The organism is Vogesella perlucida (assembly GCF_979366545.1).
The window spans coordinates 258,321-272,243 of the sequence record NZ_CEETRO010000004.1; the positions used below are offsets into that span (position 1 = coordinate 258,321).

14 protein-coding genes are annotated in these 13,923 nt (G+C 62.0%); 7 read left to right on the top strand and 7 right to left on the bottom strand.

All coding sequences use genetic code 11. From position 1 onward, the window contains the following. Nucleotide 1 precedes the first annotated feature (1 nt). Entirely contained in the window at nucleotides 2–820 is an 819-nt protein-coding gene (locus ACZ9XP_RS07890) for a mechanosensitive ion channel family protein (RefSeq protein ID WP_147682633.1), read from the bottom strand. 210 nt (nucleotides 821–1,030) lie between these two features. On the opposite strand from ACZ9XP_RS07890, the gene hemE reads away from it, so the two are divergent. From hemE to ACZ9XP_RS07925, 7 genes are all read left to right on the top strand, one after another. Beyond that, the gene (gene hemE / locus ACZ9XP_RS07895; RefSeq protein ID WP_438698309.1) at nucleotides 1,031–2,092 is read left to right on the top strand and encodes a uroporphyrinogen decarboxylase; all 1,062 of its coding nucleotides are present in this window, start codon (nucleotides 1,031–1,033) and stop codon (nucleotides 2,090–2,092) included. A gap of 361 nt (nucleotides 2,093–2,453) precedes the next feature. Beyond that, nucleotides 2,454–4,628: a primosomal protein N' gene (locus ACZ9XP_RS07900; protein WP_147682637.1), complete on the top strand. Its 2,175-nt coding sequence runs from the start codon at nucleotides 2,454–2,456 to the stop codon at nucleotides 4,626–4,628. Next, nucleotides 4,629–6,005: a D-alanyl-D-alanine carboxypeptidase/D-alanyl-D-alanine endopeptidase gene (gene dacB / locus ACZ9XP_RS07905; RefSeq protein ID WP_147682639.1), complete on the top strand. Its 1,377-nt coding sequence runs from the start codon at nucleotides 4,629–4,631 to the stop codon at nucleotides 6,003–6,005. 60 nt (nucleotides 6,006–6,065) lie between these two features. Continuing rightward, on the top strand, nucleotides 6,066–6,323 hold the full coding sequence (gene grxC, locus ACZ9XP_RS07910) for a glutaredoxin 3 (protein WP_026107825.1): 258 nt from the start codon (nucleotides 6,066–6,068) through the stop codon (nucleotides 6,321–6,323). An 87-nt stretch (nucleotides 6,324–6,410) separates the two neighbouring features. Further along, nucleotides 6,411–6,863 (top strand): protein-export chaperone SecB, encoded by a 453-nt coding sequence (gene secB, locus ACZ9XP_RS07915; RefSeq protein ID WP_147682641.1) that lies wholly within the window; start codon nucleotides 6,411–6,413, stop codon nucleotides 6,861–6,863. Between the two features lie 5 nt (nucleotides 6,864–6,868). Then, a complete protein-coding gene (locus ACZ9XP_RS07920; protein WP_147682643.1) occupies nucleotides 6,869–7,312 on the top strand; it encodes an SH3 domain-containing protein in 444 nt (147 codons plus the stop codon). Between the two features lie 10 nt (nucleotides 7,313–7,322). After that, nucleotides 7,323–8,318 carry an NAD(P)H-dependent glycerol-3-phosphate dehydrogenase gene (locus ACZ9XP_RS07925; protein ID WP_147682645.1) on the top strand — a complete coding sequence of 332 codons (996 nt, stop codon included), beginning with the start codon at nucleotides 7,323–7,325 and terminating at the stop codon, nucleotides 8,316–8,318. Between the two features lie 121 nt (nucleotides 8,319–8,439). On the opposite strand, the gene ACZ9XP_RS07930 is transcribed toward ACZ9XP_RS07925, so the two are convergent. The 6 genes from ACZ9XP_RS07930 to aroQ form a co-directional block, all read right to left on the bottom strand. Next, the gene (locus ACZ9XP_RS07930) at nucleotides 8,440–8,994 is read right to left on the bottom strand and encodes a redoxin family protein (protein WP_147682647.1); all 555 of its coding nucleotides are present in this window, start codon (nucleotides 8,992–8,994) and stop codon (nucleotides 8,440–8,442) included. A 104-nt stretch (nucleotides 8,995–9,098) separates the two neighbouring features. Then, on the bottom strand, nucleotides 9,099–10,325 hold the full coding sequence (locus ACZ9XP_RS07935; protein ID WP_465188237.1) for a DUF3426 domain-containing protein: 1,227 nt from the start codon (nucleotides 10,323–10,325) through the stop codon (nucleotides 9,099–9,101). Between the two features lie 3 nt (nucleotides 10,326–10,328). Beyond that, entirely contained in the window at nucleotides 10,329–11,219 is an 891-nt protein-coding gene (gene prmA / locus ACZ9XP_RS07940) for a 50S ribosomal protein L11 methyltransferase (protein ID WP_147682652.1), read from the bottom strand. 4 nt (nucleotides 11,220–11,223) lie between these two features. Further along, entirely contained in the window at nucleotides 11,224–12,579 is a 1,356-nt protein-coding gene (gene accC, locus ACZ9XP_RS07945; protein WP_147682654.1) for an acetyl-CoA carboxylase biotin carboxylase subunit, read from the bottom strand. 132 nt (nucleotides 12,580–12,711) lie between these two features. Continuing rightward, a complete protein-coding gene (gene accB, locus ACZ9XP_RS07950) occupies nucleotides 12,712–13,176 on the bottom strand; it encodes an acetyl-CoA carboxylase biotin carboxyl carrier protein (protein ID WP_147682657.1) in 465 nt (154 codons plus the stop codon). A 27-nt stretch (nucleotides 13,177–13,203) separates the two neighbouring features. Continuing rightward, nucleotides 13,204–13,653 (bottom strand): type II 3-dehydroquinate dehydratase, encoded by a 450-nt coding sequence (gene aroQ, locus ACZ9XP_RS07955; RefSeq protein WP_147682659.1) that lies wholly within the window; start codon nucleotides 13,651–13,653, stop codon nucleotides 13,204–13,206. Nucleotides 13,654–13,923 lie beyond the last annotated feature (270 nt).

Below are 13,923 nucleotides of genomic sequence, written 5' to 3' on the forward strand. Positions count from 1 at the left end.
CTTATTGCTTGACGTAAACCAGCTGTGCCGGCATTGGCGCAGGGAAGTCCTGGCCGCCCAGCGCTTCGCGGATGGTTTTGTTGGTGTCGAAATACACTTGCCAGTAGTGGTCGTTATGGCAGTACGGGCGTACTGCCAGTACCGGGCCCACCAGGTTGAACTCCAGGATTTCCACCTCTACCGCTGGGGTAGCTAGGACATTGGGGATGGTGGCAATGCGCTGTTTCAGCACGGCGACGGCAGCCGGGAAATCGGCATGGCCGGAGAGCTGGGCCTTGAGCTCGACACGACGGTGCGGGTTGCTGCTGTAGTTTTGCAGGGTGTCGCCCAGGATTTTGCTGTTACCCACCATGGTCAGTACGTTGTCCGGGGTATTCAGCGCGGTGGTGAACAGGCCGATTTCGCGCACGGTACCGGTCACACCACCAGCGGTCACAAAGTCACCGGCCTTCATCGGGCGCAGCACGATCAGGAACACGCCGGCCGCAAAGTTGGACAGCAGGCCGGACCATGCCATGCCGATGGCCACGCCGGCAGCGGCAAACAGCGCGGCAAAGGTGGTGGTCTGGATACCGAAATAGCCCAGAATGCCGACCACCAGCATGATGTTGAGGGTAACGTTAATGACGGTGCCCATGTAACGCATGATGGTAGCGTCGACATGCTGGCGTGCCAGCGCGCGTTGCACCAGGTTGCCCACTACGCCGATCAGCCAGCGGCCCAGTACCCAGAACAGGATGGCGGCCAGCAGTTTTACGCCTACGTCGATGGCGTACGTACCCAGTACCTGTTGCCACTGCGAAATGTCGGTCTGATTCATGTGCTATTCCTTTAAAGTCTGTTTAATAGGCATTACAGCTGTTCCAGTTAAGCACACGGGGTGGGCACTCACAAGCGCATTACTAATGGCAATAAATCCGGTGCAGGGTGTTGCCGGCGTTTTGTCCACAACGGGGCGACTTATGTCAAAGCACGGGGCGGGGCGGGCGCGGTATAATGCGGCCAACTTATCAGACTCACTCAGGCCGACATGACACAGCTCAAGAATGACACCTTCCTGCGCGCGCTGCTGAAGCAGCCGGTTGACTACACCCCGATCTGGATGATGCGCCAGGCTGGCCGTTACCTGCCGGAATACCGCGCTACCCGCGCCAAGGCGGGCAGTTTCATGGGTCTGTGTACCAGCCCGGATTACGCGACCGAAGTCACTCTGCAGCCACTGGAGCGCTTCCCGCTGGATGCGGCCATCCTGTTTTCCGACATCCTGACCGTGCCGGACGCTATGGGCCTCGGCCTGTACTTTGCCGAAGGCGAAGGCCCCAAGTTCGAGCGCACGCTGCGCGACGAAGCCGCCATCCAGGCGCTGGAAGTGGCTCCGCTGGAAAAACTGCAGTATGTGTTTGATGCCGTCAGCAGCATCCGCCGTGCGCTGGATGGCCGCGTGCCGCTGATCGGCTTCTCCGGCAGCCCGTTTACCCTGGCTTGCTACATGATCGAAGGCGGTGGCTCGGCTGACTTCCGCCACGTGAAAGCCATGCTGTACGCCCGCCCGGAACTGCTGCACCGCATTTTGCAGATTACTGCGCAGTCGGTAACGGCCTACCTGAACGCCCAGATTGCTGCTGGTGCGCAGGCCGTGCAGATTTTTGATACCTGGGGTGGCGCACTCAGCCACGCGGCCTACCGCGAGTTCTCACTGGCCTATATGCAGCAGATCATTGCCGGCCTGACCCGCGAGGTGGATGGCCGCCGCGTACCGGTGATCGTGTTTACCAAAGGTGGCGGCCAGTGGCTGGAAGCCATCGCCGGTATCGGTGCCGATTGCGTGGGGCTGGACTGGACCACCGACATTGGCTTGGCGCGTGCCCGCGTGGGCGAGCAGGTGGCGCTGCAGGGTAACTTCGACCCGAACGCGCTGTTTGGCAGCCCGGCGTCGATCGAGGCGGAAGCCGCGCGCATTCTGGCCGCTTACGGCCACGGTAGCGGCCATGTGTTCAACCTGGGCCACGGTATTTCGCAGTTTGCCGACCCGGCACACGCCGGTGCGCTGGTAGACGCCGTGCACCGTTTGTCACGCCAGTACCACCTGTAACAACACTGCATTTTGCCGGCGGCCATCGTATGATGCGGTGGCCGTTTTTTATTGTTGGCCGCCCTTTGCGCAGGGGGCTTGACAGCTGCGGGCAGTGTTGTTCCTGTACTTATTCACACGCTCGATAAGTTTGTGAGCTTTCTGTCAAGCGCTGGCGATAAAAAAACCGCTAAAAACGTAAGCGTCTGATTTTAAAAGATAAAATATTTAGATTAATTTTTGTGCAATCTAACGCAGAGGCCGGTTTGGCGGCCTTCGGGTGTACTGAACTACAGCTTGTTCACAAAGTTATCCACAGCATCTGTGCACAGCTTGCGCCAAGCCAATACCGGCGTGGCCTGGCGGGGAAACGGGAGTTCATTTGACTGAGCACGTGATACTGGGTGTGTGGCTGGATGTGCCGCTACGCGCCGCCTTCAGCTACCTGCATGACAGCCCGCTGCCGGATGGTACCCGGGTAAAAGTAGCCTTTGGCCCACGCGAGATGTGTGGCGTTATCGACAACAGCATACCGCCCCCCGCCGTGGCGCCGGACAAACTCAAGCCCATACTGGCGGTGCTGGACGAGCTGCCGCCACTGCCGGCCTTGTTGCTGGAACAAGTGCAGTTTGCTGCCCGCTACTACCTGCACCCCGTGGGGCAGGCCTTGTTTACTGCCCTGCCTACCAGCCTGCGCGAGGCTCGGCCGGTCAAACAGGCCGACCACCATTATTACCAGCTCAGCGCGCAGGGGCTGGCCAGCCCGCCGCCAGCGCGTAGTACCGTCAAAACCCTGCTATGGCAGGCTTTGCAGCAGCCGCTCAGCCGTGACACCCTGCGCCAGCTGCACCCTCAGGCAGGCAGTTACCTCAAAGCCGGCCTGGCTAGCGGCGATATTGCCGTGCTGCCATGGCAGCCTGCCGCGCTGCGGATAGAAGGCGCGCTGCCGCTGAATGCCCAGCAAGAGGTGGCACGCGCGGCCGTGGCAGCAGCGCTCGGCGGCTTTGCCGCGTTTCTGCTGCACGGCATTACCGGTAGCGGCAAAACCGAGGTCTACCTGCAGCTGATTGCCCAGGTGTTGGCCGCAGGCCGCCAGGTGCTGGTGATCATTCCCGAAATCAACCTGACCCCGCAGCTGATCGACCGCTTTGCCCGGCGCTTTCCCGCTACCGGCATTGCCTGCCTGCACAGCGGCCTGTCCGATGGCGAGCGCCTGCAAGGCTGGCTGGATGCCTGGCAGGGCCGCGCTGGCATTGTCATCGGCACTCGCCTGGCGGTATTTACCCCGCTGCCGCAGCTGGGCCTGGTGATTGTGGACGAGGAACACGATGGCTCGTTCAAGCAGCACGACGGCCTGCGTTACCACGCGCGCGACCTGGCGGTATGGCGTGCGCACCGGCAGCAGGTGCCGGTGCTGCTGGGCAGCGCCACGCCCAGCCTGGAAACCGTGGCCAATGTGGAAGCCGGGCGCTACCGCAAGCTGGTACTGAACCAGCGTGCCCACGACGGTGCCAGCCTGCCGCAGATCGGCCTGCTGGACGTGCGGCGGCAAAAGCTGGACGATGGCCTGGCGCCAGAGGTGATCGCGGCGCTGCGCCAGCGCCTGGCCCGGGGCGAGATGAGCCTGGTGTTCATCAACCGTCGCGGTTACTCGCCGGTACTGGCGTGTACCGACTGCGGCTGGACATCCGCCTGCCGTCATTGCAGTGCCCGCATGGTGCTACACCTGACTGCCCGCCAGCTGCGCTGCCACCACTGCGGCGCGCAGCAGCGCATCCCCGTGCAGTGCCCGGATTGCGGCAACCCGGATATCAAGCCGCTGGGCGAGGGCACGCAAAGGCTGGAGGCGGCGCTGCAGCGCTTGTTGCCCGAGGCGCGCATCTTGCGCATCGACCGCGACAGCACCAGCACCAAGGCGGCGTGGGACAGCATTTACCAGCGCGTACACAGTGGCCAGGTGGATATCCTGGTGGGTACGCAGATGCTGGCCAAGGGGCACGATTTCGGCGCGCTATCGTTGGTGGTGGTGCTGGGCAGCGACGGCGGTTTGTACTCGGCGGACTTCCGCGCCAGCGAGCGCCTGTTTGCGCAGCTGATGCAGGTTGCCGGCCGCGCCGGCCGTGCCGGCGTGCCTGGCCACGTGGTGATTCAGACCCAGTGGCCAGACCACCCGCTCTACCTGGCGCTACAGCAACACGATTTTGACGGTTTTGCCGCCAGCCAGCTGGCCGAGCGGCGCGAGGCAGGCTTCCCGCCTGCGGCCTACCAGATACTGCTGCGCGCCGATGCCCCCTTGTACGCCGACGCCGAGCAGTTTTTGCAGGCGGTACTGCTGCAGCTGGGTACGCCGCCGGACGGTATCAGCGCATTTGGCCCGGCCCCGGCACTGATGGCACGCCTGGCCGGGCGCGAGCGCGCCCAGCTCACACTGGAATCCACCGCCCGTGCAGCTTTGCACGGCTGGTTACGGGCAGCCCTGCCCACCATCGAGGCCCTGGCCCGCAAGGCATCGCGCCAGCTACGCTGGTCGCTGGATGTCGACCCACTGGAGCTCTAAGTGAAACGCACACTGACCCTGTTATTGCTCTGCGCAGCCAGCGCCCAGGCCGCCGTGCCAGCTGGCTTTCGCGCCAATGAAGTGGCCATCTGGGCGGCACCGGTAGAAAACGACAGCGTATTTGATGCCTGGCGTGCCGATACGCCGGTCAACCCGGCCTCAACCATGAAGCTGCTTACCAGCTGGGCCGCGCTAAACCGCCTGGGGCCAAACTTCCGCTGGAAAACCGAGTTCAAGAGCGATGCCCCGCTGGAAAACGGCGTGCTGCGCGGCGATCTTTATTGGGTTGGCCGCGGCGACCCGCGCCTGAATAGCCCGCGGCTGGCCGAAATGCTGCGTCAGCTGCGCCTGCGCGGTGTGCAGCGCATAGAAGGCCGCCTGCTGCTGGATAAACGCGCCTATAGCGATATTGGCAGTGCCGACGGCTTTGCCGGCGACGCCGACCGGGTGTTTACCGTGCCGCCGGATACCCATTTGCTTAACCTGAAAGTGGCCTGGCTGCGCTATGGCTTTGATGGCGGCAAACCTGCTGTGCAGCTAGACCCGCCGCTGCCGCAATTTGCGCTGGATAACCAGCTGCAGGCCAGCAGTGCCGCGGGCTGCGGTGACGTGCGCCAGCACGTGAGGGTGACGGTAGAAGAGCGCACCATCCGTGTCAGCGGCAAGCTGCCGCAGGGCTGCGATGGTGCGGCCAACTACGTCAACGTGCTGGATATCAACAGCTTTGCCAGCCAGAGCTTCCGTGCGCTGTGGCGCGGGCTGGGGGGGGAGGGGCCGTCAGCCGTGGGCGTCGCCGCGGCACCGGCGGGGGCGCGCACTTTGTTGCAGCAGGAGTCCGACCCGCTGACCGATGTGCTGGCCGACGTCAACAAATACAGCAATAACACCATGGCCCGCAGCGTGTTGCTGGCCTTGGGCGTGCAACAGCCACAAAGCGGCAACACGCTGGACGATGCCATCGCCCAGGTGCGCAGCCTCTTGCAAAGCAAAGGGTTGGCCGCAGATACACTGGTGCTGGAAAACGGCGCTGGCTTGTCGCGGCGCGAGCGTATCAGTGCGCGCTTGCTGGGCGAGGTACTGCGCGACGCTGCGCGCGGGCCCTACGGCCCCGAGCTGGCCGCAACCCTGCCGCTGGCGGGCGAAGACGGCACCCTGCGCAAGCGCCTTGGCAGCTTTGCCGGCAGCTTGCGCATGAAAACCGGCACGCTGGACGATACCCGTGCCCTGGCCGGCTACTGGCAGGCCCCCACCGGCCAGCGTCTGGTGATTGTGGCCGTGGTGAATTCGCCACGTGCCAGCGAGCTGACCCCGGCGCTGGATGCCGCGGTGGGCGACGTGATTCGCCGTTACCAGGCCAGCTTGCTACTGGCACCGTGAGCGGTAGCACACCGCCACGGCACACGCTTATAATCGACCCAAACCTTACCGGATACCGCCATGAAACCCGTTACCATGTATACCACCGCAGTGTGCCCCTACTGCATTCGTGCCAAGCAGCTGCTGGCTAGCAAGGGCGTGAGCGATATCAAGGAAATCCGCATCGACCTGGACCCGGCCGAGCGTGAAAAAATGATGAGCATCACCGGTCGCCGCACTGTGCCGCAAATCTTCGTTGGCGACACCCATGTGGGTGGCTGCGACGACCTGGTGGCACTGAATGGTGCCGGCAAGCTGGACGTACTGCTGGCAGATTGATCTGTATCTCGTCGCTGTCATCTATTCATGCGATGATGACAGCTGATTCCAACCCCGCACCTGCCTGGTGCCATAGAGACGTAAAAAATGAGCGAACAACAAGAGCTGCAACCGGTTTTCTCCATCGAAAAAATCTACGTAAAAGACCTGTCGCTGGAAATCCCTAACGCCCCCGCCATCTTTCTGGAGCAGGAACAACCAGAAATCGACATGCAGCTGGCCAATGGCGCACAGCAGCTGGAAGACGGCTTCTTCGAATCGTCGCTGACCATCACCGTGACCGCCAAACTGGGCGATAAAACCATGTTCCTGTGCGAAGTCAGCCAGGCAGGTATTTTCCAGATCCGCAACGTACCCGCAGAAGACATCGACCCGATCCTGGGTGTGGCTTGCCCGAACATCCTGTTCCCGTACGCCCGCGAAACCGTGTCCAACCTGGTTGGCCGCGCCGGTTTCCCGCCAGTACTGCTGACCCCGATCAACTTCGAAGCCCTGTACATGCAGCAACGTGCAGAGCAGGCCGAAGCCGGTAACGCCTGAACCTCATGAAGCGACACCTAATTGTTGCTGCTGCCGTACTGGCCTCGCTGGCCGGTACGGCTTTTGCACTGGAATTCCGCTCGGTCAAAGAAACCGGTGTGGCCCTGTACGACGCGCCCACCCTGTCGGCACAAAAGCTGTTTGTGGTGAGCCGCTACTACCCGGTAGAAGTGCTGGCCGCGCAGAAAGACTGGTCGCGCGTGCGTGACGCTACCGGCGGCATCGCGTGGATACCGTCTGCCGCCCTGTCTGCGCGCCGTACGCTGCTGGTGACCAGCGACAAACTGGCGGTACGCGATAGCGCACAAGACAGTGCCAAGCTGCTGTTCTGGGCCGAAAAAGACCTGGTGCTGGATATGCAGGAAGCACCGCAAAGCAGCTGGGTCAAGGTCAAGCACCGTGACGGCAGCGTGGGTTACGCCCGTATTAGCGGCCTGTGGGGCCTGTAAGAAAGCCGTGATGAAGATTACCGTTCTTGGTGCCGGTGCTTGGGGTACGGCGCTGGCACTGGCATTTAGCCGCCAGCACCACGTTACCCTGTGGGGGCGTGATGCGGCGCAAATGATAGATATGCAGGCCAACCGCCTCAATCGCCGCTACCTGCCCGAATGCCCCTTCCCCGACAACCTGCACCTGTCTGCAGATTTGTCCGAAGCAGTGATGGGGGTAGAGCTGGTACTGGTGGTCACGCCGATAGCCGGCCTGCGCCCCAGCCTGAAAGAGCTGGCCCGCCTGAAAGTGGATGCGCCCATCCTGTGGGCTTGCAAGGGCTTTGAAGCCGGCTCCAGCCTGCTGCCGCACCAGGTCGTGGCCGAAGAGTTTCCACGCCTGAAAACCGTCGGCGTGTTGTCTGGCCCCAGCTTTGCCAAAGAAGTGGCGCTGGGCTTGCCGGCAGCCGTTACGCTCGCCTCGGAAAACTACGCCTTTGCCCGCGACTTCGCCCGCGAGCTGCACAGCCCCTTGCTGCGCATCTATGCCAACGATGATCTGGTGGGGGTAGAAGTAGGCGGCGCAGTGAAAAACGTGATGGCCATTGCCACCGGCGTGGCCGATGGCCTGGGCTTTGGCATGAACGCTCGTGCCGCGCTGATTACCCGTGGCCTGGCCGAAATCACTCGCCTGGCCGTGGCGCTGGGTGGCAGCCAGCAAAGCATGCTGGGCTTGTCTGGCGTGGGTGATTTGCTGCTGACCTGCACCGGCGCGCTGTCGCGTAACCGCCAGGTGGGCCTGAAACTGGCCGAAGGCAAGTCGCTGGACACCATTCTGGCCGAGCTGGGCCATGTGGCTGAAGGCGTGCCCACCGCGCGCGAGGTGCTGCGCATGGCCGAACGGCTGGAAGTGGATATGCCGATTACCGCCGCCGTGTGCGAGCTGCTGTATCACCAGGCCAAGCCGCAGAGTGTGGTAGAGCGCCTGCTGGGCCGTACGCCCAAGCCGGAGTTCGGCACAGCCTGACAAGGTTGGCCGCATCCTGCCCGCACAACCCCTTTCTTGCTGAAAGGGGTTTGTTTTTATGGGGTGCAATATGAAACCGCGCTGTCATGCCGCAGCTGCTTGGCGCGGCGGGCTGCTGGGCTTAGCCGTCTTCGTCTGCCGCCTGCGCCGGCTGCGGGGCAAACACGGAGGCCAGTTTTTCGCGCAGGCTGGCCAGATCAAACTCGTGCTCGTCGGTATCCAGCCGCTGGGCGAAATGGATGGTGTCCTGCTCATCGGCCAGCCATAGTGCCGGGCAGGTGACGCCTGCCAGGGGAATATCCTGCAGCAGCACGCCATAGTGTTTGTGAAAGTCGCGCCCGCGCAGGGTAGATAGCAACACCACCTGTGGCAAGCCGTGTTCGCGCCGTGCGCGCTGCAGGCTGAAGGGTGAGTCTACGGTGACCACGATAAACTGCAGCAGTGGCCAGGCTTCCAGTGCCCGGCGCAGGTCTTGCAGCATGGCGAGGCCAGCCGATTCCGCATCGATGGACAGCAGGGTGATGACCAGCTTCACGCGGCCCAGATAGCGCTCCAGCGAGACATCGCGCAGCTGCTCGTCTACCAGCATGAAGCTGGGCAGGGTCTGACCGGCTTCAGGGAAGCTGCCGCCCACTTCCAGCGTTTCTTCTTTATAGATAAAGGGGTGTAGTGCCATCGAATCCTCCCGGCTTTTTACTATCGTGGCTTATCCGGGAGGAATTTCAAGCAGGTATTGCGACGCGTGCTGCGAGCAGGGCGCCCGGCACGCAGAGGTAATACTCAGGGGTAGTAGAAGTGCAGGCTGTAGCCGAGTGCCTTGCCCTGGGTCATTTCCATGCGCAGCTGCAGTTTGAGCTCGCTATTGCCGTTGAACTGGCCCAGCTTCAGCTCGTTGGCGGGCACGTAGTCTTCCGGGCGGAAGGCTTTGCGTGCCACGACCTTGTCCTCGGCATCTTTCAGCGTCAGCTCCATTACCGGGAAGGCTTGCGGGTAGTTGGCCAGGTTTTTCAGCGTGGCATTCAGCTGGATCAGATGGTCGTTCTGTGGCACAAAAGACAGCTCGGACCATTCGGTACGGATAAGCTGGCGGTCGGTCGGCAGCGGTACGCTGCAGCCCAGGCTGGCGCACAGCGCTTCGAACGCCGGGCGCAGCTCTGGCGCTTCGGCACTGATGCGGGTGCGGTTAAAGAAGGCAATCTGCCCCAGGAGTGCCAAGCCTAGCAAAATGGCAACCAGGCTTTGCACGGTGGTTTTCAGCGCGCTAGGGTTGGCCGCAGGCGGCTCTTCTGGCGCAGCGTCGTCCTGCTCGGGCAAGGCCGCTGCAGCCGGGGTGGTGAACACCGGTTCTGTGCGCGTTGCCATGGCTGGTGCAGGGCTTGGGGCAACTGGCTCGTCCGGTTCTGCAGGTTCGGGCTCGGGCTCGCTTTGGTAGGCCGACAGCTTTTTATTGCTGGTCGGGCTACGTAGTGCCTCTGCCAGTGCCTGCTGAAAGGCGGCTATTTCCTGGCGGCTGGCTTCTGCTTCGGCCGCGGCGGCGCGGAAATCGGGTGCGATATCTGGCGTTGGTGTGGCTATCGGAGCCGGCGGTTCTGGTTTGACGGCGGCGGCAGCGATGCGCTGTTTGTCCAGCAGGTCGAAATCCGGCAGGTCAAAATCGTCGTCATTAACGGGGGTGGCCTGTCGCGCTGGTGCCGGTGTGCGGCTCACCGCGGCGGGTGCAGGCTGGGCGGGCGCCGGCTGAAAGTCGGGTAGCTCCAGCTCGAAATCGTCGTCGAGGCTGCCAGGCTGCGGCATCTCTGCGGCGCTGGCCGGTTGCGACATCACGGGTGGGGCGGGGGGAGCCGGGGGCGCTTGTGGCACCTCCGGTACGGCGGCTTCCAGATGGCTCGGTGCGTGGAAAACATGGCTACAGCGCCCGCAGCGTACCATGCCGCCGGCAAGGGCGAGATGGGCGTCAGAGACTTTGAACTTGGTCTGGCAGCTGGGGCACTGTGTGGTTTGGCTCATGTTTTACGGGCGTTTGGTTCCGGATAGTCGGGTCCAGCCCTCGTCGAACACGGCGGCGTCCATATCGAACCATTTGGCGTAAATGGCAGACAGTTCTTCGGCCTGCTCGGCAAGAATGCCGGAAAGCACGATTTTACCACCGGTTTTCACGTGGCTAGCCAGCAATTCGCCCAGCATGCGCAGCGGGTTGGCCAGAATGTTGGCCACGACGACGTCGTACTCGCCAGGCTGCAGGGTATTGGGCAAGCCAAAGTCGGCACTCACGCTGTTTTGCTGGGCATTATCGATACTGGAGCGCACCGCTTGTGCATCGATATCGATGCCGCGCGTCGCGCCAGCGCCCAGTTTCAGCGCGGCAATGGCCAGAATGCCGGAGCCGCAACCGTAGTCCAGTACCGTTTCGCCGCCCTGGATCTGCTGGTCCAGCCACTGCAGGCAGAGGCGGGTAGTAGGGTGGCTACCTGTACCAAAGGCCAGGCCCGGGTCCAGCTGCAGGTTGATGGCAGCCGGGTCTGGCGAGGTGTGCCAGGTCGGGGTAATCCACAGGCGGTCGGAGATGCGGATCGGGTCGAACTGGCTTTGCGTCAGGCGTACCCAGTCCTGCTCTTCTACCCGCGATACGGTGTAGCTGGGCACATCGATATGGCACTGGTTGGCCGCAGCAGTCACCAGCAGGGCCACATCGGCGTCCTCGGCAAACAGGCTGTTGATCAGGCTGTGGTGCCACAGCTGGTCTACCGGCTCGCCGGGTTCGCCGAAGATCGGCTGCTCTTCATCGGTACCCGCCAGCGCATCTTCGATGGTGGCGGACAGGGCGCCAACGTCCATCAGGACGTCGGCCAGTTTCTCGGCGATAGCCGAGTCAGCGTGAATGGTGGCTTGCAGCCATGCCATGGAATTAACTGCCTTTCTTCAGCTGTGCCAGGCGCTCTTCCAGATAATGGATGCTGGTGCCGCCCTGGCGGAAGGCATTGTCCATGAAGAGTTCCTGATGCAGCGGGATATTGGTTTTGATGCCGGTGATGGCCATTTCGGACAGGGCCACGCGCATGCGCGCCATTGCCTGTTCGCGGGTATCACCATAAGAGATCAGTTTACCAATCATCGAGTCGTAGTGGGGCGGAACCGTGTAGCCCTGGTAGATGTGCGAGTCGATGCGGATGCCCGGGCCACCTGCCGGGTGGTAGCTCTCGATCTTGCCTGGCGACGGGATGAAGCTGAACGGATCTTCCGCGTTGATGCGGCATTCCATTGCGTGGCCTTTGAACACGATCTGTTCCTGGGTGAAGCGCAGCTTTTCGCCAAAAGCAATGCGGATCTGCTCTTGCACGATGTCGATGCCGGTAATCAGCTCGGAAACCGGGTGCTCTACCTGCACGCGGGTGTTCATCTCGATAAAGTAGAACTCGCCATTTTCGTACAGGAACTCAAAGGTGCCGGCGCCGCGGTAGCCAATGCGGCGGCAAGCTTCGGCGCAGGCTTCGCCAATACGCTGGCGCTGCTCGGCGGTAATGCCGGGTGCCGGTGCTTCTTCGATGATCTTCTGGTGGCGGCGCTGCATGGAGCAGTCACGTTCGCCCAGGTATACGGCGTTGCCGTGCTGGTCGGCCAGAATCTGGATCTCGATGTGGCGCGGCTGCTCCAGGAATTTTTCCATGTACACGGTGGGGTTGCCAAAAGCGGCACCGGCTTCGGTACGGGTCATGTTCACCGAGTTGATCAGCGCGGCTTCGGTATGCACCACGCGCATGCCACGGCCACCACCACCGCCAGCGGCTTTGATGATCACCGGGAAACCGATCTTGCGGGCAATCTTGGTGATTTCCACCGGGTCGTCCGGCAGTGCACCCGCCACGCCGGGTACGGTCGGTACACCGGCTTCGATCATGGCCTGCTTGGCCGATACTTTGTCGCCCATCAGGCGGATGGTTTCGGCACGCGGGCCGATGAAAGCAAAGCCGGACTGCTCGACGCGCTCTGCAAAATCAGCGTTTTCAGACAGGAAACCGTAGCCAGGGTGAATCGCCTGGGCGTCGGTGACTTCTGCGGCAGCAATCAGTGCCGGTACGTTCAGGTAGCTCAGCGCGGAGGATGCCGGGCCAATGCAGACCGACTCGTCGGCCAGCTTTACGTACTTGGCCTCGCGGTCGGCTTCGGAATGCACAACCACGGTCTTGATGCCCATTTCACGGCAGGCGCGCTGGATACGCAGGGCAATTTCCCCGCGGTTAGCGATCAGGATCTTTTCAAACATGTCGGTTTCTCCGCAGCCCGGATGCCGTCATGCGGGCATCGGGCTCGGGCTGTTGGCAGCCCTTCAATTCACGCGAAAACGACAGGGCACGCTGGCGTGCCCTGTCATTTGAAATTCACGGCAGATCGCTGCTTATTCGATGATGAACAGCGGCTCGCCGAACTCTACCGGCTGGCCTTCTTCGATCAGGATGGCTTTCACCACACCGCTACGCTCGGCTTCGATTTCGTTCATCAGCTTCATCGCTTCGATGATGCACAGGGTGTCGCCTACGTTGACTTGCTGGCCAACTTCTACAAAAGGCTTGGAGCCCGGACTCGGGCGGCGGTAGAAGGTGCCGACCATCGGCGATTTCACCGCGTTGGCGTTATCTGCAGCGGCTACCGGGGCGGGTGCCGCAGGGGCTGCAGCAACCGGGGCTGGTGTCGGGGCGGCCTGCTGTGGCAGGTGTACCTGCATGGGTTGTGCGAAGTTGACCGCCGCATTGGCGGATACGCGGGTGATGCGGACTTTTTCTTCGCCTTCGGTCACTTCGAGTTCAGCAATGCCGGATTCCTCGACGAGATCGATCAGCTTTTTCAGTTTGCGCAGGTCCATGGTCTTCCTTCGGATAGTATTCGGGTGTTATGCCGGCAGGCTCAGACGCTTCATCGCGTGAGCCAGTGCCAGGGCGTAGCCATCAGCGCCCAGACCGCAAATCACACCTACCGCCAGATCCGAAAAATACGAATGGTGGCGGAAAGCTTCGCGAGCGTGGACGTTGGATAAGTGGACTTCAATGAATGGCACCTTGACGCCCGCCAGGGCATCGCGCAGGGCGACGCTGGTATGGGTGAAAGCCGCCGGGTTGATGATGACAAAAGCCGTGCCGTCGGTCAGGCAAGCGTGGACGCGGTCGATCAGCACGTGTTCGGCGTTGCTTTGCAGAACATCCAGCTCAAAGCCGGCATCGCTGGCTTGCGCACGCAGGCGCTGGTTGATGTCGTCCAGGGTGTCCCGGCCGTAGTGCTGTGGCTCGCGCAGTCCGAGTAGGTTCAGATTGGGGCCGTGCAGCACGAGGATTTTTCGGGTCAAGGTGTCAGTCCCTGTTTTGATATGGGCGCGAGTTTGCCGCAATTGTCAGCAAGATGTCCAGCAATTGCCGCATTTCAAACGTGTGTTTAAGTTGCGGTCGTGTTGGAAAAATGTTGCGCTTTCGAGTGAAAGCACTAACAAATCGGCACATTGTAAGCAGCCGGTAAACTTTAGCGAGGTGCAATAAAACGCTTGTTGATCTGGCACAAGCAGAAGGTGTGCCGGGAACGCTGCCACGGGATGGCGCTCGAAAGGTATAATCGCCACGTT

Coding starts and splice junctions, on each gene's coding strand:
- ACZ9XP_RS07890 (WP_147682633.1), bottom strand. CDS start 820: ATGAATCAGACCGACATTTCGCAGTGGCAACAGGTACTGGGTACGTAC.
- ACZ9XP_RS07935 (WP_465188237.1), bottom strand. CDS start 10,325: ATGAGCCAAACCACACAGTGCCCCAGCTGCCAGACCAAGTTCAAAGTC.
- hemE (WP_438698309.1), top strand. CDS start 1,031: ATGACACAGCTCAAGAATGACACCTTCCTGCGCGCGCTGCTGAAGCAG.
- ACZ9XP_RS07925 (WP_147682645.1), top strand. CDS start 7,323: ATGAAGATTACCGTTCTTGGTGCCGGTGCTTGGGGTACGGCGCTGGCA.
- ACZ9XP_RS07930 (WP_147682647.1), bottom strand. CDS start 8,994: ATGGCACTACACCCCTTTATCTATAAAGAAGAAACGCTGGAAGTGGGC.
- grxC (WP_026107825.1), top strand. CDS start 6,066: ATGAAACCCGTTACCATGTATACCACCGCAGTGTGCCCCTACTGCATT.
- ACZ9XP_RS07920 (WP_147682643.1), top strand. CDS start 6,869: ATGAAGCGACACCTAATTGTTGCTGCTGCCGTACTGGCCTCGCTGGCC.
- secB (WP_147682641.1), top strand. CDS start 6,411: ATGAGCGAACAACAAGAGCTGCAACCGGTTTTCTCCATCGAAAAAATC.
- prmA (WP_147682652.1), bottom strand. CDS start 11,219: ATGGCATGGCTGCAAGCCACCATTCACGCTGACTCGGCTATCGCCGAG.
- accC (WP_147682654.1), bottom strand. CDS start 12,579: ATGTTTGAAAAGATCCTGATCGCTAACCGCGGGGAAATTGCCCTGCGT.
- accB (WP_147682657.1), bottom strand. CDS start 13,176: ATGGACCTGCGCAAACTGAAAAAGCTGATCGATCTCGTCGAGGAATCC.